Origin of the sequence: Glycomyces luteolus (genome assembly GCF_027622875.1) — a bacterium.
GTDB lineage: Bacteria > Actinomycetota > Actinomycetes > Mycobacteriales > Micromonosporaceae > Glycomyces > Glycomyces luteolus.
Genome location: NZ_JAPZVP010000014.1, coordinates 70,009 through 87,208, shown reverse-complemented (window position 1 = coordinate 87,208; position 17,200 = coordinate 70,009). Strand labels below are relative to the sequence as shown.

Here is a 17,200-nt window from a genome sequence, read left to right as displayed (position 1 = left end):
GCGTCAGCCCTATGAGCGACAGGCGCACCCGGTTCGAGACCCTGGCGGTGCACGGCGGCGAGCCGCGGCCGGGCCGCGGCGGCTCGGTGGTCTTCCCGATCTACCAGGGCACGGTGTTCGAGGCCGATACCGGCGGCGAGATGCCGTACATCCGGCTCGGCACCAACCCTTCGCAGCGGCACCTGCACGGCAGGCTCGCGGCCCTGGAAGGCGCGGAAGCCGCCGTCGCCACCGCCTCGGGGATGGCCGCGATCACCGCCGCGCTCCACAGTGCACTCGGCGCGGGAGACCACCTCATCGCGGCCGGGGCCTTCTACGGCGGCACCCAGCAGTTCCTCGCCGAGCACGCCGAACGGCTCGGCTGGACCTTCGACCTCGTCGACCCCGGCGACGCCGAATCGTGGCGGAAGGTGGTGCGCCCCGATACGAAGGCGTTCCTCACCGAGACCATCACCAACCCCGACATCAGGGTCGGCGACCTCGCGGGAGCGGCGGGCTTCGCACGCGAGCACGGGCTGACCTCGATCATCGACAACACCCTCGCGACACCCGTCGTCTTCCAACCGCACACGATCGGCTTCGACCTCGTCTGCCACTCCGCGACCAAAGCGCTCAACGGGCATTCCGACCTCTCCGCCGGGGCCGTGACCGGCTCACGCGCACGGATCGAACGCGTCGCCTCAGTGCTCAACGCGTACGGCGCCGCACTCGACCCGCACGGGGCGTTCCTGCTCTCGCGCGGGCTCAAGACGCTCGCGCTGCGCGTCCGCCAGCAGAACGCCAACGCGATGGCCGTCGCCGAATACCTTGCGGCGCACGAGAGGATCGCACAGGTCAGCTACCCCGGACTGGCGTCGCACCCCGACCACGACCGGGCGGCCGCCTGGTTCGACGGCTACGGTTCGGTGCTCTCGTTCCGGCCGGTCGGCGGCGCGGAGGCGGCCGAAGTGCTCGTCAAGTCCCTGCGACTGCCGTACGCGGCATCGAGCCTCGGCGGCGTCGAATCGCTCGTCACCCGCCCCGCCGCGGGCGGCCATCCCCCGCTCGGCCTGCCGGGCCCGTCCGGGGCCGACATCAGGTTCTCGGCGGGCATCGAAGGGGCCGCGGACCTGGTCGCCGACTTCGCGCAGGCCCTCGGGGACTAGCACCTGGCAGGGCCGCCACGCCGCCGGTACACTTCGCCGCGTCGCGACCCGATAGGAGAACCACAGCATGCGCATCGTCGTCATCGGCGGCTCCGGCCACATCGGCACCTTCCTCGTCCCGCGCCTCGTGCGCGCCGGACACGAAGTCGTCAACATCAGCCGCGGCACCAGCACCGCCTACATTGACGCGCCCGAATGGCGGCAGGTCCGGCAGGTCGCCGCCGACCGCGAGCGACAGGACGCGGAAGGCGTCTTCGGCGCCACGGTCCTCGACCTCGAACCGGACGTCGTCGTCGACCTCGTCTGCTTCACCCTCGAATCGGCGACCGCGCTCGTCGAGGCGCTGCGCGGCCGCGCCGCACACCTCCTCCACTGCGGCTCCATCTGGCGCTACGGCAAGAGCCGCAAGCTCCCCATCGCCGAAGGCGCCGACTCGACGGAACCGCCCCTCGACGAGTACGGCATCCAGAAGGACCGCATCGCGCGGATGCTCAAGCAGGAGACCGCATCCGGCGGCCTCGTCACCACCACCATCCACCCCGGGCACATCGTCGGCCCCGGCTGGCACCCGATCGGCCCGCTCGGCAACCTCGACCCGGCCGTCTGGTCCGCCCTCGCGACCGGGCAGGCCCTGCGTGTGCCCGGCAGCGGCACCGAGATGATGCACCACGTCCACGCCGACGACCTCGCCCAGGCCTTCGAACTGGCCATCGCGAACCGCGACGCCGCCGCGGGCGAGGACTTCAACATCGTCGCCCCCACCGCGCTCAGCGTCCGCGGCTACGCCGACATCGCCGCCGCCTGGTTCGGCCGGACAGCGACCCTCGAATCCGTGACCTGGGAGGAGTTCCGCGCCAGCACCGAACCCGGGTACGCCGACGCCTCGTGGGGCCACCTCGACCGCAGCCAGTGCTTCACCATCGAGAAGGCCAAGGCCCGCTTGGGATACGCCCCGGCGTACGAACCCGAGCAGGCCGTCCTCGAATCACTCCGCTGGCTCATCGACAACGGCGAACTCGATCTGCCCGTCCCGCGCCCGCTGGGAAGCGAACCGCTGACACCGCCCCGGTGAGCCGGGTCCGATCAGCGGTAGCGGGCCGCGAACGCGGCGGCGCGGTCGTGCAATGCGGCCCTCAATGACTGCGGCGCAAGGGCTTCCGCGTCCGCGCCGAGCTGCCACAGCGCCCATTCGGCGTGCTCGGCGTCCTGGTAGGTGACCTCAAGACGCAGCCGGCCGTCCGGCTCGGGCGTCTCCGCGCGGACGGCCACCGCCGACCGCAGGAGGTCGTCCCGCCGTTCCGCCCCGACCCGGACCTGCACGGTCAGGTGGCCCTCGGACAGGAACCGCGCGCTCCGCTCCCGCCAGATCCGGTCCAGATCCACCCGGGCGGGTCGCTCGGCGGGATCGGGAAGCGCTTCGGCCGCAAGGCAACGCGAGAGCCGGTACGTGCGGTCAGCGCCTGAGCGCGTCGCCAGCAGGTAGGCGCGGTCCCGCACGGTGACCAGGCCGAGCGGATCCACGGTGCGCCACTCCGGCGCCGCACCGGTCGCCGCGTAATGGAGGCGGAGGCGCCGCCCGGCGAGCACCGCGCGCCTGACCTCGTGCATGACCGCCTCCGGCACCGGCTCGGCGACCGTCCGCCGCGAGAGCAGGTCCGTCTCCGGCTCGACGAGGAACCGGCTCGCCGCGTCCCCCACGCTCGCCTGATGGCGCTCGGGCAGGGCGTCCACCACCTTGCGCAACGCCGAGGCCAGCGCCGGGCCGAGCCCGAACGCCCGCTCGCCGCGCCCCGAACCGGCGGTCAGAAGTGCAAGGGCCTCTTCGTGGTTGAGCCCGGTGAGCTCGGTCCGGAAGCCGGGCAGGAGCGCGAAGCCGCCGTGGCGGCCGCGTTCGGCGTAGACGGGGACGCCCGCGGCGGAGAGCGCTTCGATGTCGCGCAGGACGGTGCGGGTGGAGACCTCCAGTTCATCGGCGAGGCTTTCGGCGGTCATCCGGCCGCGCTGGCGCAGCAGGAGGACGAGGGAGACCAGTCGGTCGGCGCGCATGGGGAAACTCTACGGGAATACCTGACACAGGATGTCGTGATTGGTTGCGAAGCTCGTTCCTGCGGCGGCAAGGGGCCGTCGATGCGCATGGAATGGAGCCGTTGTGGCGATGGAACGAACCGCGGTCAACCCGGTGGAATGGTCGCTCGAGCTGGGGTTCAACCAGGGCGAGCTGGTGGCCGGGCACACCCGGACCCTGTACTGCTCGGGGCAGACCGCGATGGACGGGGACGGCAAGCCGCAGCACGAGGGCGACATGGCGGGGCAGCTCGCGCTGAGCCTCGACAACCTGGAGGCGGTGCTTGCGGCGGCCGGGATGTCGCTCGCGAACCTGGTGCGGCTCAACGTGTACACGACGGATGTGGATCTGCTGTTCCCGCATTACGGGGTGCTGGCCGCGCGGCTCGGTGCCGCTCGGGTGTCGCCCGCGACGACGATGCTCGGGGTGGCGCGGTTGGCGGTTCCGGGGCAGATGGTCGAGCTCGAGGGCACTGCCGTCGCATAGTCGCCCGCCGTTCCTCGTGCCGGATCACCCCGGCACGAGGAACGGTGCCTAAGCGTGGCGGAGGATGAATGCCTCGGTGAGTTCGAGCAGGTGCTCGCGGGCCGGGACGGTCTCGAAGCCGTGGCCGACGCCGTCGAGGCGGTGGTATTCGAGCCGGTCGCCGTAGAGGTCCTGGTAGCCGTCGAAGACGTGGGGGCCGAAGACGTTGTCCTCCGTGCCGGCGGCGAGGAGCACGGGTCCGGTGTGGCCCTTGGCATCCGCGAAGGCGTCGATCGACTCGGCGTCGTCTGCGTAGCGCTTGAAGATCGGGGTGCCGCCGAAGTCGTCGTAGCCGTGCTCGGCGATGACGGCCTGGCGGTGGCGGTTGACCTCGGCGGCGACCGCGATGGCGGCCGGGGCCCAGAGCGCGAGGGAGCGGACCGGGCGCTTCGCCGCCGCGAGCGAGGCGGTGAGGCCGCCGAGGCTCATGCCCAGGAGGGAGAGCCGGTCGGCGTCGACGCCCGGGTGGCGGCCGACTTCGTCCAGCGCGGCCAGCGCTTGGGCGACCTGGTCGGAGACGGTGATGTCGGCGTATGCGCCGTCGGATTCGCCGCCGCCGGCGAAGTCGAAGCGGTAGGCGGCGATGCCGCGTTCGGCGAGGCGCTTGCCGAGGCGCACGAACATGTGCCCGAACTCGGTGCGGGTGCCGGAGAAGCCGTGGCACAGCACGACCGCGGGGGCCGGGCCCGACTGCGGGAGGTGCAGGGTGCCGCGGAGGGTGCGGCCTTCGTGTTGGACGTCCAGGGGTTCCATGCATCGCAACGTAACAGGCTGCGATGGGAGCGCGGCTCCGGTCGAGGGTCCTCCCGGAATGTGAGCGCTCACGGTGGCGTGGGCACGGCGAAAACCGCCCGGTGCCACCTGCGCTTTTGACGGTGTGGCCGGGCGGTGCCATGGCAGCCGATGCCGGGTGCGACGGCTGCCGCGCCGCGTGTCTTAGGGGGTCGCGACCTCGAACCGCTTGACGGTGACGGCGCCGCCGAGGGCCTGGGTGGCGTGGTTGAAGACGGCGAAGCGGTAGCCCATGAAGAAGGTCCAGTTGCTGTTGAGCGTGAAGTTCGGTCCGAGGGGGACGAAGGTCGCGCCGTCCGTGCTGTAGGAGAACTGGGCCTGGCGTCCCGAGCCGGGCCGGATGTCGGCCTTGGCGCGCAGCCAGATCCGGGTATCGCACAGGTCGGCGGTGGCGCGTTCGGTGCCGGTGCCGGTGGTGTTCCAGTTCGAGTCCATGGTCAGGCCGTCCCGCATGACGGCCCGCAGGACGCCGTTGTCGCGGCGGACGCCGATCCACGCGGAGGCGTCGCGCAGCATCGCGAGGCCGGTGCGGTCGCCGTCCCTCATGGACGCGAGGTCGAGTTCGACGGTGGCGGTGGAACTCGGGCCCTGGATCCGGTGGGTGAGCGTGTTGCGGGCCGAGTAGAGGTCGTTGGTGACGGTGGCGGTCTGGAGTCTGAGGCCGTTCCCGGTGGTCCACTTCGTGTCGTCGGGGTTGTGGTTCCACTCCCATTTCGCCGCCAGGGTCGCGGCGGTGAAGGTGTCCGCGCCGGTGAGCGGCGGGACCGGGTGCGGGGTGAGGTTCGGGAACGGGTAGGTCTGCCCCCAGGCGCCGTTGACGGTGGTGACCTGCGGCCAGCCGTCGGCGGTCCAGGTGATGGGCGCGAGGGCGGGCATCCGGCCGCCGGGGTAGGCGTCGACGAAGGCCATGTAGTACCAGGCGCCGTTCGGCGTCGAGACGAGCCCGCCCTGGTGCGGGACGCCACCGCCGGGGATGGGGCCGGGCATGTCGAGCAGGACCTGCCGGAGTGTGTAAGGGCCCCAAGGGGACGAGGACTTGAGGATGTACTGGCCGTTGGCGGGGCGGGTGAGGAATATGTAGTAGTTCCCGTTGATCTTGTAGAAGCGCGAGCCTTCGAGGGTGCCGATGTTCGATGGCGTTGAGAAGACCTGCTGGTTGCGGACCTCGGTCTTGCCGTCGGCGGAGAGCTGGGCGACGGAGATCTGGGTGTTGCCGTAGGCGACGTACATCGTGTTGTCGGTGTCGACGAGCATCCCGGCGTCGTAGTAGGCGCGGGGCAGGTCGGCGTGGCGGGTCCAGGGTCCGGCGGGGTTCGCGGCGGTGTACATGTAGGACCGGGCGAAGTCGATCTGCCCGAGCCAGTAGAAGCGGTTCTCGCTGGGGCGGTGGGCGATCGTCGACGCCCAGATGCCGCGTACGTAGCCGCGGCCGCCGTTGAGGTCGTACTTGGCGCCGAAGTCGAGTTTCGGCACGGAGTGGCCGATGAACTCCCAGTTGACGAGGTCCCGCGAGTGCAGCACGGGCGCTCCGGGCGAGTAGTGCATCGTGGACGCGGTCATGTAGAAGTCCGAGCCGACGCGGATGACCTCGACGTCGGCGAAGTCCTGCCACACCACGGGGTTCGCGTAGCTGGTCTGCTGGGCCTCGGCCTGGCCGAGGGTGTAAGGCGCGTACACGGCGGCTGCTGCTCCCGCGGCGAGTCCTGCGCCCGCGATGAGCAGGCGGCGTCGATTGGCTTCGTGTTTGAGGGCGTGGTCGATCCAGTTCACGGTGGTACTCCTCAGTCGAGTTCGGCTTCCCAGACGATGCCGCCGCCGGAGGCGTCGGTTGCGAGGCGATCGCGGGCGTGCTCGTCGCCGTAGAGGGCCCAGCGCATCCAGTCGATGCTGGTGGCGACGGTCTGCGGGTAGGTGGGGCCGTTCCAGATGTACTCGTCGTGACCCTGCCCGGTGTGGGTCATGAAGGCCTTCGGGGCGGGCAGTTCGGCGTAGGCCTGGCGGGCCAGGTCGTAGTGGGTGAGCGTGTCCTGGTCGCCGTGCACGAAGAGGACCTTCGCTGCGACGGCGGGAGTGCCCATGTCGATGCACGCGAAGGGGATCGCGGCGGTGATGCGGCTGTCGGGCCAGGCGGTGAGGAGCCCGTGGGTGGTCATGCCGCCCAAGGAGTGTCCGGCGACGCCGACGCCGTTGGCGAGATGCATCCGGTTCTCGAACGGGTCGCCGGAGCCCTTCTCGTTGAGGGCGAGCGTGCGCGAGAGGACTTCGGAGACGTCCTTGGACTGGTTGCCGTTGTAGACGTCGCCGACGTTGCCTTCGGCTCCCGTCGTAGTCGTGGGGAACACGGGCGAGGGGACGATGAACCCGGCTTCGACGAGGGGCCAGCTCATGACGCCGTAGCTCTCGGGGTTGCCGCCGAGGCCGTGGCTGAACTCGCAGACGGGGAACTTCCCGGGGGCGAGCGGGGCGTCCTTGACGGGGTCCCCGCCGGGGGTGCCGGTGGCGGGGTAGAAGATCCGTGTCGTGAGGCGGCGGGTGCCGCGGCTCCACGCGAACTCGCGCCAGCCGATCGCGAACTTCCTGGCAGGTGCGTGCCGAGCCAGGGCCGGAGTAGGCGCGATCATGCCCGCCGCGGCGGTGGCGGTCGCGGCGGCGGTGAGGCTCAGGACGGTTCTGCGCTGCATGAATTCACTTTCCTTTGAAGGGTGGGGCGGTCGGTTGGTATCGCTCACTAGCGCCGACCGCCCCATGGGGGGATCGGACTCAGGCCTCGTCGATGCCGGCGAGGACGGTGTCGGTGCCGCAGTTAGCGGCGACGGGGTTGAGGGACCATTGCTGGTTCGAAGCGCCGGTCGGGGTGTACTGCACGATCTGGGAGCCGGCGCTGGTCGACCAGTTGTAGACGTCGAGGGCTTTGCCGGAGTGGCGGCTGATGATCGAGTAGTAGCCGGCCGAGTCCTTGGTGACCCGCCACTGCTGGTTGGCGCCGCCGAGGTCGGTGTACTGCGCGATGGTGGCGCCGTTGGCGGTGCTGAGGTTCCAGACGTCGAGCACCAGCCCGGAATGCCTCACCTGGATCTTGTAGTAGCCGGTGCCGAGGTCGATGAACCTGAACTGCTGGTTCGTGCCCTCCCAGTCGGTGTACTGGGTGAGGATCGCGCCGGTCGCGGTCGAGGCGCCCTGGATGTCGAGGACGAGGCCGGAGTGGCGCGACTGCACGGTGTACCAGTCGCTGGCGGTCGGCTGGGCTTCGGCACGGGTCGCGCCGAGGCCGATCAGCCCGGCCGTGGCGAGCACGACCGCGACCGCCAGCGCGGTCAGGATGCGGGACCACCGGGTGAGGACCGCGAGGTCGGGTGCCGGGTGCATCGGGGGACTCCCTCAAGGATAGTCGGAGCGAAACTTTCGATCCATAAATCGAAACTTCCGGATATAAGTTATCGATAACGTTCGATGCCTGTCAAGAGTGGAACGGGGATCGACCCGGAGTATTCGGCGCAACCGCAGCTAGAATCCTCGAATGACCTCCTCCCCCGACTCCCCAGCCGATCCTGCGTCCCAGGACGAGCCGTTCACGATCGCGCAGCTCGCCGCGCGCGCGGGCGTTTCCGTCGCCACTGTCTCCAAAGTCGTGAACGGGCGCCTCGACGTCGCGCCCGAGACCCGGGAGCTCGTCGAGACGCTCATCCGCCAGTACGGCTACCGCCGCCAGAAGCGGGCCTCGCGCCCCGCCCCGCTCATCGAACTGGTCTTCCACGAGGTCCGCGGGCTCTACCCGGTCGAGGTCATCAACGGGGTCAGCACCGTCGCGCGCACGAACGGCCTCGGCGTCGTGGTCTCCGAACTCGGCGGCAGCCACGTGCCCGGCCGGGGCTGGGTCGAGGACGTCCTGGCCCGCCGCCCCGTCGGCGTCATCCCCGTCTTCTGCGGCGTCACCGAGGACCAGCGGGAGCGCTTGCGCGCCAGGGACATCCCGATCGTCGCCGTCGATCCGACCGGCGAACCCGGCCACGACGACCCGTCGGTGGGCACCAGCAACTGGAACGGCGGACTGGAGGCCACCCGGCACCTCCTCGAACTCGGGCACCGCCGCATCGCCGTCATCACCGGTCCCGAGCGGGTCCTCGCCGGACGGGCCCGGCTCGACGGCTTCCGCGCCGCGATGGACCTCGCGGGTGTACCGGTCGACCCGGCGCTGGTGTGCCTGGGCGACTTCCAGATCGAGGACGGCCGCGACCACGCCAGGTCCCTGCTGCGCCTCCCCGACCCGCCCACGGCGATCTTCGCGTGCAACGACGGCTCGGCGCTCGGCGTCTACCACGCCGCCGCCGAACTGGGCATACGCGTGCCCGAGGCCCTCAGCGTGGTCGGCTTCGACGACCTGCCGAAGGCGAAGTGGATGATCCCGCCGCTCACCTCGGTCCGCCAGCCGCTCCACGACATGGCGGCCACCGCCGCCGCGATGCTCCTCGACCTCGCGGCGGACCGCCCGCCGGCCAAACGCCGCGTAGAGATCGCCACCGAGCTCGTCGTGCGCTCCAGCACCGCTCCGCCCGCCCGCTGAATCGCGGGCGGGCGGAGCTTGGAATCCGGCCGGATCTACCGCCCGAGGGTCCACTGCTGGTTGGAGCGGCCGTGGCAGGTCCACAGCACCGCTTGGGTGCCGTTGGCCGTGGCCGCGCCGTTCACGTCGAGGCACAGGCCGGACAGCGAGTTCCTCACGGTGCCATCGGCTTGGAGCGACCAGCGCTGGTTCGCGCCGCCGTGGCAGTTCCAGATGATCACCGGCGTGCCCGCGGTCGTCTGGTTCTCATAGGCGTCCAGGCAGCGCCGCGACTCTCCGCTGTAGACCGAGAGTTCGCCGGAGTCGCTGAGCGCCCACTGCTGGTTGATGCCGCTGTGGCAGTCCCAGATCTGGACCCGGGTCCCCGCGGTGGTCGTCGAGTTCGGCACGTCGAGGCACCGGCCCGAGGCCGCCGAGCGGAGCTGACCGGTGTCGCCGCCACCGCCGCCGGTCGCCGGGGTGAGGTAGACCGAGTACGCGTCGCGGGCGTTCTGGATGCTGAACGGGACCGTGATGGAACCGCTCGCGGTGCTGACGTCCTGGCTGTACACGACCTGCGGCGCGCTCAGCGGAGCCGCCTCGGGGATGCGGTTGACCGTGACGTGGACGTTTCCGCCCTCGGTGAGCCACGGAACCGAGGCCAGCCCGTTGAAGGTGACGGACGTGGATCCCGTGGCGCCGTTGATGTTCCCGAGCACGGCCACCGCCCGGCGGGCGGCCTCGTCCTTCGAGGCGGAGATGGCGGTGCCGTTCACCTGGCCGGAGGTCTGGAGGAGCGTCCCGGTCATGTCCGCATAGGACTTCATCACCCACCAGTTGCCGGTGGGCGACCAGGTGCTCCCGGTCTGGGTCAGCAGCCCGGTCAGGTTCGGGGCGAGGCAGCAGAACCAGTTGCCGCGGATCGCGTTGTCGTAGTCGGACTGGGCGAACCGGGCCAGGTACCAGGCGGTGACGTTGGCGGTCTGCATGTTCTGCGGCTGGTATTCGTTGGCGGACAGCGGAAGCGCCGGGATGCCGTTGGCGGACAGCGCGGCGAGGGTGGAGTCGCCGACGGCCACCGGGTCGTCGACGTTGCCGAGGGTGTGGTTGGCGATCATGTCCGGCAGGGTCCCGGCGGCCTTCACATGGGAGAGGAAGGTCCGCCACTGCTCGGGGCGGCGGTCGGGCGTGTACGCGAAGGACGGCCCGACGATCTCCGCGTCGGGGTCGACGCGCTGGATGGTGCGCACCGCGGTGTCCCACATCTGGAAGTACTGGGGGCTGTTGACCCCGCGCGTCCAGAAGATGTCGATGTCGGGCTCGTTCCAGATGTCGTAGCTGATCGGCAGGCCCGTGTCGCGCAGCTGCCCGACGACGGTCTCCAGGAAGGTCACCCAGTTCGAGCAGTTGCCGTTGTCGCAGGGGTACATGGTGTTCGCGCCCTGGCCGCCGTACGCGCCGTACATGTCGCTGAGGATGGCCTGGTACTGGGCGTTGTACGGGGCGGCGGTGAAGCGCCTCGCCTGGGAGGTGATCGAGGAGAGCACGGCCTGGGTGGCCTGGCCGTTGCGGTAGCCGTCCTCGATCCAGCCGCGCGAGACGTGCCCGCCGCCGCGGAACGCGTTCATGCGCAGGGGGTCGAGCAGCGAGGCGGGCGGCTGCGAGCCGTCCGCGTTGACGCCGTAGAGGAAGCCGAGTCCCACGCCGGTGGAGGGTCCGGCGTTCGAGGCGAGGTTGACGGTGAGGCCTGTCTGCGCCTGGGCCGCTTGCGGGGCGAGAAGCTGGGCGGATAGGACCATCAGGAAGGCGAGGAGGAGCGCGGCAGTGCCGCGACCTCGGGATGTGAGCGCTCTCAGTCTCATGCGAGCTCCAGATTCGGGTTTTCACGGATGGAGGGAGCGGCCGGAGCCGGGATGCGCCGCGGCGGCAGGCGGCGGCGCGCGGGCACGGCGGGGATCGGATCGCACCCGTTGCGAAACTTTCGACACTGAGGACGAACGTTTCGCACCACTCACCATAGACAGTTGTCGATATTCGGTCAAGCCGTGGCGTCGGCGCCGCCGGATAGGATCCGGCCATGCCGAACTCCTCATACCTCTGCACCGCCGACCGGGACTCCCTCTACCCCTCGACCACGGTGGAGGGCTTCGCCCCCGAGACCGACGTCGTCGCCTGCGACGCGCGCTGCGTCCCGCTGCTGTGGCTCGCGCTGTTCCGCCCGGCCGACCTCAGGACGCAGACGATCGTGATCGAGGCCGACCCCGACGCCGTCTACGCCGAGTTCGACGAGACGACCGGGGACTTCGTCGAGGTGCCGGGCGAGGAGGAGGACGAGGTCGTCGAGGCCGTAGCGCCCATCGCTCCCAAGGACCGGGCGCTCGCCCAGCTCGACGCCGCTCTCCCGGCGCTCAACCGACTCTTCGAAACCGAAGGGCCCCTTCACGACCACGTCGCGCTGCTGCGGCAGGCCATCGCGGCCGCGCCGGGCGGGTTCATCACGATCGAGCTCGATGAGATCGAAGGGCTCTGGGAGGAGGGCACGTTCCAGCCCGCGCTCCGCAGCGCACTGGCCTCCATGGAGGCCGTCGTCGATCTGGGATCGGAGCGCGCCAACCTCATCGAGATCGCGCAACTGCGGGCCGGACGGCCGTTCCCGTCGGCCCGCATGCTCTACGGCGAGCACGAGGCCGTCGAAGACGACTACTGGAACCTGTCCCGCCTGCTCGGCACCTCCTTCAGCGCCGCCGTGCCCTGGGAGCCGGGCGCCTGAACGCAAACGAGGGGCGCAGCTCGAGATGAACTGCGCCCCTTGGTCTTTCGGGATCAGGCGGCGTTCAGGGCCTCGAGTACGGCCGTGTACGCCTCCTTCTTCTGGTAGTTGCCGTCGAAGAGCAGCGGGGTCTCCTCACCGCGCCACGAGTACTTGTCGGTGATGCCCCAGACGGTGATGCCGGTGCAGCGGTCGACGTTCAGGCACGCCTCGGTGACCGTGCGGAAGACCCCGGCCTGCGCCGAGCCCGAACCGCCGACATCGAGCTCCGTGATCTCCACGTCGACGCCGAGATCGGCGAAGCGCTGCAGGTTCTCCTGGTAGGAGCTGAGATCGGAGTCGCTGCTCAGGTGGGTCTGGAAGCCCACGCAGTCGATCGGCACGCCCCGCGCCTGGAAATCGACCACCATGTCGTAGATCGCGTCGCTCTTGGCGTTGACGCCGTCGGTGCCGTAGTCGTTGTAGCAGAGCTTCGCGTCCGGGTCGGCCGCTTCGGCGGCGCGGAACGCGTCCTCGATCCAGCCGTCCCCCAACTGGATCTGGAGGTTCGACTGTCGGCGCGAGCCGTCCCACTCGAAGGCCTCGTTCACCACGTCCCAGGAGCTGATCTTGCCCTGGTAGTGGCTCGCGACCCCTTCGATGTGACCGGTCATGGCGTCGTGCAGCGCCTGGCCGGTGAGGCCCTGCGCCCACGCCGGCTGCTGCGCGTGCCACACGAGGGTGTGCCCGCGCACGGCCATGCCGTGCTCCTCGGCGTAAGCGACGAGCTCGTCCCCGCCGGAGAAGTTGAACTGGCCCTGCGCGGGCTCGGTCGCGTCCCACTTCATCGCGTTCTCGGCGACGATGCTGTTGAACTCCGCGTTCAACGTGTCGGCGTACGCCTGCTCCCCGAGGAAGTTCGGCGCGATGGCCGCCCCGAAGTACCGGCCGTTCTCGGCCGCCGAGGCGCCGAGTGTCTCGGCAGCGGAAGCGTTGCCGGCGAACAGCATCGCCCCGGTCGCGGCCAGACCGGCGGCCGCCGTCGCGGCCACGGTCGCGATGATCCGCCGCTTCGATGAAAGCTTGATCATGTCTCTCTCACCCTTCTCAGAGGTTCAGCCGCTGGCGGCCAGGTCGGCTTCCCAGATGACGCCCGGGACGGCGGCGTTGTCCGCGAGGCGGTCGCGGGCCGCGGTGTCGCCGTAGAGCCCCCATCGCATCCAGTCCAGATAGATCTCGAGGGTCGCGGCCGTGTTCGCGTCGCCCCAGATGTACTCGTGGTGGCCGGCGCGGACGTGCGTCATGAACGCCTTCGGGGCCGGGAGCTCGGCGTAGGCCTGGCGGGCCAGGTCGTAGCGCGTGAGCGTGTCCTGGTCGCCGTGCACGAACAGCACCTTGGCCGCAACGGCCGGGTCCCCCATGTCGATGCACGCGAACGGGACGGCGGTGGTGATCCGGTCGTCCGGCCACGCCGTGAGCAGGCCGTGGGTGGTCATGCCGCCCAAGGAGTGTCCGGCGACGCCGACCCCGGCGTCCACATTGATGCGCCCGTTGAACAGGTCGCCCGCCGTGTCGTTCAGCGCGAGGGTCCGCGTGATGACCTCGGAGACGTCCTTCGACTGATTGCCGTTGTAGACGTCCCCCACGTTGCCCTCGGCGCCGTCCGTGGTGGTGGGGAAGACCGGCGCGGGGACGATGAACCCGGCCTCGGCCAGCGGGCGCACGAGCGCGCCGTAGCTCTCGGGAGTGCCGCCGAGGCCGTGGCTGAACTCGCACACCGGGAAGACCCCGTCGGCGAGCGGCGCGTCGCGCACCGGCTCGCCGCCCGGATTCCCGGTGGCGGGGTAGAAGATCCGCGTGGTCAGGCGGCGGTCGCCGCGGCTCCATGCGAACTCGCGCACGCCGATCGCGAACGGATCGGCGGGTGCGGACTGCGCGGGCCCGGCGAGCGGCTCGCCGAGCGCCTGGGTGACGCCGAGCGCGGAGGCGCCCGCGGCGGCGGCGCCGGCGATGCCGAGCCCGAGGACGGTGCGTCGTCGAATGGTCATGTCTGGGCTCCTCAACAGCTCGGGTTGCTCTGGGTGGCAAGGCCGAGCCGGTACGGCAGCTGCGAGTAGTCCATGCCGTCGGAGTTCGGGTCGCGCCCTTGGTAGAGCATCTGGAGGTTGCACGGGTCGATCGTCATGGTCTGGTCGTTGCCTGACCGCAGCAGTTCGCCGTGGCTGATGTCCCGGGTCCATTCGCCTTCGGGGAAGTCCACGTTGGCGGGCCCGGCGAACGGGTCGTCCTGGGTGTCCGCGAGCGGCTGCCATTCGCCGGTGAGGCCCTGGGAGGTGAACGAGCGGTAGTACCGGCTGCCGTCAGAGGCGATGGCCTCCATGATCAGCAGGTAGGTGTCCGTGTCGCCGACCTTGTAGACCGCCTCGCCCTCGAAGAGGTCGAACTTGTCGTCCTGCAGGACGATCTGGGTGTTGTCGAACCCGTTCGGGAATTCGCCGATGGTGGTCTCGGCCCGGTACAGGTGGCCGTTGTCGTCGGCGGAGAACAGGTAGCACATGGCGTCGTCGCAGACGACCCAGTAGTCGAGCCAGGCGCCGTCGCCGATGTTCTCCTTGACGATGTCGGGCATCGTGTCCTGGAAGTTCTTCGGCGCCGACCAGCTCCGCGGGTCGGTCGGGTCGTCAGTGGTGGAGTAGGACGGCAGGCCGGTCTGGTAGACGAGGTACCACTCGTCCCCCGGCTCGAAGTAGAACACGTGGGGAGCAGCGGCGTACCGGGTGCCGATGTTCGGGTTGGCGTCCAGGAAGGACTGCGGCGCGGCGGCGGCCTGGTCCCAGTCCCCGAAGCTGGTGTAGGCCAGGCTCCAGGCCCCTGCGGTGTTGGCGGTGGTCATGTAGACCAGCCATTCATCGTTGTGCCGCACCACAGTCGGATCCTTGACGGACACGATGTCGTGCGACGCATCGGGTTTGGGCCCGACGAGCTCGCCGGTGGAGGTCCACTGGTAGCTCTCGGGCAGTTGCTGGGCGGCGGGCGGCCCCTCGTCCGTGGCGGCCTCGGCCTGGAACGGCCTGGCGTGGACGGAGGTCGCCCCGACCACCAAGGCCCCCACGGCGACCGAGGCCGCGAGCGCGGCCCTGGTGCGGCGGCGGACTGGCATGCGGAGCATCGTTCGCATCTCTCCTTCGTTGAAACTTTCGGGGTCGACCCCGAAACTTACGGTTCCAAACTATAGATATCGCTCGATACCGGGTCAAGGCGCCAGGGGCAAAAAACTCAAATCATTACATAAACCCACAGAGCGTAGTCGGACCCGAACCTGCTGCTGCGCCAACGGAAACGCGGTTCCCCGGGCATGCCGCTAGGGGCGGCGCGAGTGCGCCGCCCCTAGGGTGTGGGTCTGCAGTTGCTACGCCACCGAGCCGGTGACGGTCTCGCCGCTGCGGACCACGGTGTACGAGAGGGTCTGGCCTCCCCAGAAGTAGAACGTCAGGTCCGCCTGCTCGCCGTCCTTGAGGGCGTCCAGGTACTGCTTGGTCAGCAGGATGGCCCCGTTCTCGTAGTCAGGCCGGAAGTCCTCCCAGAACCCGGGGAACGTGGTCCAGCCGATGGAGCCGGCCGCGGTGCCGTCGGCGTAGACCGACTCCAGCATGGACAGCCGGTCGCCGTTGAACGCGGTCGGGATCGTCAGCCCCGTGTTGGTGCCGGTGGCGTCCTCGATGACGACGTCCTCGGAGTTGATGAAGTTGAGCTTCCAGGGCATGCCGTCGGAGAAGTAGACCTTGAGCTGACCGCTGGTGCCGATCTCCCGGTCGTCGAGGATGCTCTTGAGCATCTTCGCCTTGATCGTCAGGGTGGCGCCTTCGAACGTGAAGTCCCTGCCGGCCCGCAGCGTGGTGTTCCCGTACTTCACCTTCTCGAACTCGAGGCCGTTGAGGTTCAACGTGACCGACTGGTCCTGGATCTTGTCCGAGGCGTCGACGTACACGTTGTCGGTGGAGGCGGTGCCGGAGCGGGTGGTCCAAGCGGTGGAGATGTAGTCGAACTGCTCCTGGTCGCGCCACTCACGCTTGTAGCGGTCGTAGTGCCTTCCATTGTCCCACCACATGGTCGTGATGCCCGAGGTGCGGGCCAGGTAGCCGAAGTGCTCGAAGAACTTCAGCGCCTCGCCGCGCTCGACCCGGTTCTCGTAGTTGTCGTGCAGGCTGTACTCGCCGATGATGACCGGAACGCCCTGGGAGACGAAGGTGTCGACCTGCCGCTGGAAGTCCTCCTCCAGGAAGTTCTGGACCTCTTCGTTGTAGGACGGATAACCGGCGAGGTTGGCGCTGAAGGGGAAGAAGCCGTAGTTGTGCGTGGTGGCCGCGAGCATCGGGTCGTCGAGCGCCTCGATCTGGGCGGCGAGGGCGTTCATGTCGCCCGGGTCGGATCCGGTGCGGATCGTCGGCAGGACCAGGAGGCGGTCGGCGTTGTTGCCGCCGGAGGCGCGCACGATCTCATGGAAGGAGCTGTTCAGCTCCCCGATGAGCTCGTGGTCCCTCTCCGTCCCAGGCCCCCAGCCGCTGAAGCCCACCTCGTTGATCGGCTCGAACATCAGTTCCTGCGGGTAGTCCTTGAAGGTCTCCGAGATCTGGGTCCAGGTGGCGGAGTACTGGGCCATGACCGCGTCGTGCTGCTCGGGATCGGCGACGTGCTCGATCCACTGCCACGAGTCGTGGTGCGTGTTGATCATGACGTAGAGGTCCGCCTCGAGGGCGTAGTCGACGATCTGCTGCACCCGGTCCATGGTCGCGGGCTCGATCGTGTAGTCGGGAGCGGGACCGGTGCGGGTACCCCAGCTGACGGGGATGCGGACCGAGTTGAAGCCTTCGGCCTTGATGTCGTTGAAGAAGGTGTCGTCGACGCGCGGGTTGCCCCAGGCGGTCTCGTCGGCGCCGGGGCTGCAGCACATGGCGTCGAGGGTGTTGCCGAGGTTCCAGCCCGGCTGCATGGCCGCGACGATCTCCTCGGCGGTCTGCAGCTCGGTGTCCTGGGCCTGGGTCGCGGCCGGGACGGCCAGCACGGATAGGGCGAGCGGGGCTGCCAGAAGCAGCCGCATTGCCTTGCGGATCAAAGGAGTTTCCCCTTTCGGCGCACCTGGGACGGTCCGCGGTCGAGCCGCGGGTAGGTGCGGGGTGGGCGGATGCCGGCTCGACTCCGGACAGGGTGTGCCAGAGAGCGAGATATGGAAAGACTGCTATATCTAAGTGGTCGGTGTCAAATGTTTGGGCGCACGTTGAAACTTAATTTGCCAATCTGTTACCTTGCCGTTCGGCCAACCCGAGCCGTCGATACATCAGACCTCTCATGGCAATCGCGTGCCAACATCTATCGTTTATGTCCGA

At 69.4% G+C, this 17,200-nt stretch carries 15 protein-coding genes; 5 read left to right on the top strand and 10 right to left on the bottom strand.

Translation table 11 applies throughout. From position 1 onward, the window contains the following. The first annotated feature begins 11 nt into the window (after window positions 1-11). Together O1R50_RS17495 and O1R50_RS17490 are read left to right on the top strand one after the other, a co-directional pair. Window positions 12-1,145, top strand: a complete 1,134-nt coding sequence (locus tag O1R50_RS17495; protein WP_270111426.1) for a trans-sulfuration enzyme family protein — start codon at window positions 12-14, stop codon at window positions 1,143-1,145. A gap of 67 nt (window positions 1,146-1,212) precedes the next feature. Continuing rightward, window positions 1,213-2,217 (top strand): NAD-dependent epimerase/dehydratase family protein, encoded by a 1,005-nt coding sequence (locus O1R50_RS17490; RefSeq protein ID WP_270111425.1) that lies wholly within the window; start codon window positions 1,213-1,215, stop codon window positions 2,215-2,217. A gap of 11 nt (window positions 2,218-2,228) precedes the next feature. Here O1R50_RS17490 and O1R50_RS17485 read toward each other — a convergent pair whose 3' ends face one another. Next, complete coding sequence (locus O1R50_RS17485) at window positions 2,229-3,191, bottom strand: helix-turn-helix transcriptional regulator (protein ID WP_270111423.1); 963 nt, start codon at window positions 3,189-3,191, stop codon at window positions 2,229-2,231. A gap of 109 nt (window positions 3,192-3,300) precedes the next feature. On the opposite strand from O1R50_RS17485, the gene O1R50_RS17480 reads away from it, so the two are divergent. Then, complete coding sequence (locus tag O1R50_RS17480) at window positions 3,301-3,696, top strand: RidA family protein (RefSeq protein WP_270111422.1); 396 nt, start codon at window positions 3,301-3,303, stop codon at window positions 3,694-3,696. Window positions 3,697-3,744: 48 nt separating this feature from the next. Here O1R50_RS17480 and O1R50_RS17475 read toward each other — a convergent pair whose 3' ends face one another. From O1R50_RS17475 to O1R50_RS17460, 4 genes are all read right to left on the bottom strand, one after another. Next, window positions 3,745-4,488: an alpha/beta hydrolase gene (locus O1R50_RS17475; protein ID WP_270111421.1), complete on the bottom strand. Its 744-nt coding sequence runs from the start codon at window positions 4,486-4,488 to the stop codon at window positions 3,745-3,747. A gap of 183 nt (window positions 4,489-4,671) precedes the next feature. After that, complete coding sequence (locus tag O1R50_RS17470) at window positions 4,672-6,297, bottom strand: glycoside hydrolase family 43 protein (protein ID WP_270111420.1); 1,626 nt, start codon at window positions 6,295-6,297, stop codon at window positions 4,672-4,674. 11 nt (window positions 6,298-6,308) lie between these two features. Continuing rightward, window positions 6,309-7,208 (bottom strand): alpha/beta hydrolase family protein, encoded by a 900-nt coding sequence (locus O1R50_RS17465; protein ID WP_270111419.1) that lies wholly within the window; start codon window positions 7,206-7,208, stop codon window positions 6,309-6,311. A 79-nt stretch (window positions 7,209-7,287) separates the two neighbouring features. After that, window positions 7,288-7,893, bottom strand: a complete 606-nt coding sequence (locus O1R50_RS17460; RefSeq protein ID WP_270111418.1) for an RICIN domain-containing protein — start codon at window positions 7,891-7,893, stop codon at window positions 7,288-7,290. Between the two features lie 151 nt (window positions 7,894-8,044). On the opposite strand from O1R50_RS17460, the gene O1R50_RS17455 reads away from it, so the two are divergent. Beyond that, the gene (locus tag O1R50_RS17455) at window positions 8,045-9,088 is read left to right on the top strand and encodes a LacI family DNA-binding transcriptional regulator (RefSeq protein WP_270111417.1); all 1,044 of its coding nucleotides are present in this window, start codon (window positions 8,045-8,047) and stop codon (window positions 9,086-9,088) included. Between the two features lie 35 nt (window positions 9,089-9,123). Here O1R50_RS17455 and O1R50_RS17450 read toward each other — a convergent pair whose 3' ends face one another. Continuing rightward, window positions 9,124-10,929, bottom strand: a complete 1,806-nt coding sequence (locus tag O1R50_RS17450) for an RICIN domain-containing protein (protein ID WP_270111416.1) — start codon at window positions 10,927-10,929, stop codon at window positions 9,124-9,126. Window positions 10,930-11,144: 215 nt separating this feature from the next. Between O1R50_RS17450 and O1R50_RS17445 the strand changes: the two genes are divergently transcribed. Then, the gene (locus O1R50_RS17445) at window positions 11,145-11,837 is read left to right on the top strand and encodes a hypothetical protein (protein WP_270111415.1); all 693 of its coding nucleotides are present in this window, start codon (window positions 11,145-11,147) and stop codon (window positions 11,835-11,837) included. Between the two features lie 53 nt (window positions 11,838-11,890). Here the strand turns inward: O1R50_RS17445 and O1R50_RS17440 are convergent, their stop codons facing one another. From O1R50_RS17440 to O1R50_RS17425, 4 genes are all read right to left on the bottom strand, one after another. Next, window positions 11,891-12,907, bottom strand: coding sequence for an endo-1,4-beta-xylanase (locus O1R50_RS17440; RefSeq protein ID WP_270111414.1), 1,017 nt, complete (start codon window positions 12,905-12,907; stop codon window positions 11,891-11,893). Window positions 12,908-12,931: 24 nt separating this feature from the next. Further along, entirely contained in the window at window positions 12,932-13,864 is a 933-nt protein-coding gene (locus tag O1R50_RS17435) for an alpha/beta hydrolase family protein (protein WP_270111413.1), read from the bottom strand. A gap of 11 nt (window positions 13,865-13,875) precedes the next feature. After that, on the bottom strand, window positions 13,876-14,985 hold the full coding sequence (locus O1R50_RS17430; RefSeq protein ID WP_270111412.1) for a non-reducing end alpha-L-arabinofuranosidase family hydrolase: 1,110 nt from the start codon (window positions 14,983-14,985) through the stop codon (window positions 13,876-13,878). A 240-nt stretch (window positions 14,986-15,225) separates the two neighbouring features. Continuing rightward, window positions 15,226-16,929 carry a cellulase family glycosylhydrolase gene (locus O1R50_RS17425; RefSeq protein WP_270111411.1) on the bottom strand — a complete coding sequence of 568 codons (1,704 nt, stop codon included), beginning with the start codon at window positions 16,927-16,929 and terminating at the stop codon, window positions 15,226-15,228. Between the last annotated feature and the right edge of the window lie 271 nt (window positions 16,930-17,200).

Excerpts from the sequence above, each read along its gene's own strand:
- O1R50_RS17495 (WP_270111426.1), top strand. The coding sequence starts at position 12 with ATGAGCGACAGGCGCACCCGGTTCGAGACCCTGGCGGTGCACGGCGGC.
- O1R50_RS17490 (WP_270111425.1), top strand. The coding sequence starts at position 1,213 with ATGCGCATCGTCGTCATCGGCGGCTCCGGCCACATCGGCACCTTCCTC.
- O1R50_RS17485 (WP_270111423.1), bottom strand. The coding sequence starts at position 3,191 with ATGCGCGCCGACCGACTGGTCTCCCTCGTCCTCCTGCTGCGCCAGCGC.
- O1R50_RS17480 (WP_270111422.1), top strand. The coding sequence starts at position 3,301 with ATGGAACGAACCGCGGTCAACCCGGTGGAATGGTCGCTCGAGCTGGGG.
- O1R50_RS17475 (WP_270111421.1), bottom strand. The coding sequence starts at position 4,488 with ATGGAACCCCTGGACGTCCAACACGAAGGCCGCACCCTCCGCGGCACC.
- O1R50_RS17465 (WP_270111419.1), bottom strand. The coding sequence starts at position 7,208 with ATGCAGCGCAGAACCGTCCTGAGCCTCACCGCCGCCGCGACCGCCACC.
- O1R50_RS17460 (WP_270111418.1), bottom strand. The coding sequence starts at position 7,893 with ATGCACCCGGCACCCGACCTCGCGGTCCTCACCCGGTGGTCCCGCATC.
- O1R50_RS17455 (WP_270111417.1), top strand. The coding sequence starts at position 8,045 with ATGACCTCCTCCCCCGACTCCCCAGCCGATCCTGCGTCCCAGGACGAG.
- O1R50_RS17450 (WP_270111416.1), bottom strand. The coding sequence starts at position 10,929 with ATGAGACTGAGAGCGCTCACATCCCGAGGTCGCGGCACTGCCGCGCTC.
- O1R50_RS17445 (WP_270111415.1), top strand. The coding sequence starts at position 11,145 with ATGCCGAACTCCTCATACCTCTGCACCGCCGACCGGGACTCCCTCTAC.
- O1R50_RS17440 (WP_270111414.1), bottom strand. The coding sequence starts at position 12,907 with ATGATCAAGCTTTCATCGAAGCGGCGGATCATCGCGACCGTGGCCGCG.
- O1R50_RS17435 (WP_270111413.1), bottom strand. The coding sequence starts at position 13,864 with ATGACCATTCGACGACGCACCGTCCTCGGGCTCGGCATCGCCGGCGCC.
- O1R50_RS17430 (WP_270111412.1), bottom strand. The coding sequence starts at position 14,985 with ATGCTCCGCATGCCAGTCCGCCGCCGCACCAGGGCCGCGCTCGCGGCC.